This is a genomic window from Deinococcus alpinitundrae (assembly GCF_009982895.1).
Classification (GTDB): domain Bacteria; phylum Deinococcota; class Deinococci; order Deinococcales; family Deinococcaceae; genus Deinococcus; species Deinococcus alpinitundrae.
This window is the reverse complement of record NZ_WXZL01000263.1, coordinates 1-270: the sequence shown is the minus strand read 5'-3', so window position 1 is coordinate 270 and position 270 is coordinate 1. Positions and strand designations below refer to the sequence as shown.

General features: G+C 28.5%; 1 protein-coding gene. It reads right to left on the bottom strand.

Annotation, left to right across the window (positions count from 1 at the left end):
• Window positions 1–224: DUF5079 family protein (locus tag GUI70_RS25720; RefSeq protein WP_237725152.1), on the bottom strand; the 224-nt coding region annotated here is incomplete at its 3' end.
• Window positions 225–270: the final 46 nt, after the last annotated feature.

The window sequence follows — 270 nt, the reverse complement described above, 5'->3', positions numbered from 1 at the left end:
AAAAGTCCTCCAAAAGCAGATAACTTTATAATAATTGCTATAACATTAACTGCTTTATTTGGATTTTCACTATCAAATTCATTTTTATAAAATAAAAATAAGCCTAACCAAGAAATAAATAGCATCATCACTATACCTAGCCAATAATTAAAAACGTCAAATCCAAAACCAGCTACCCCAAAAACATAAATAGATGCCAAAATCAATGGCAAAGTATATCCCACAATAACGTTAAGTGTGAGATATCTAACCACATATCTTTTTTCAACT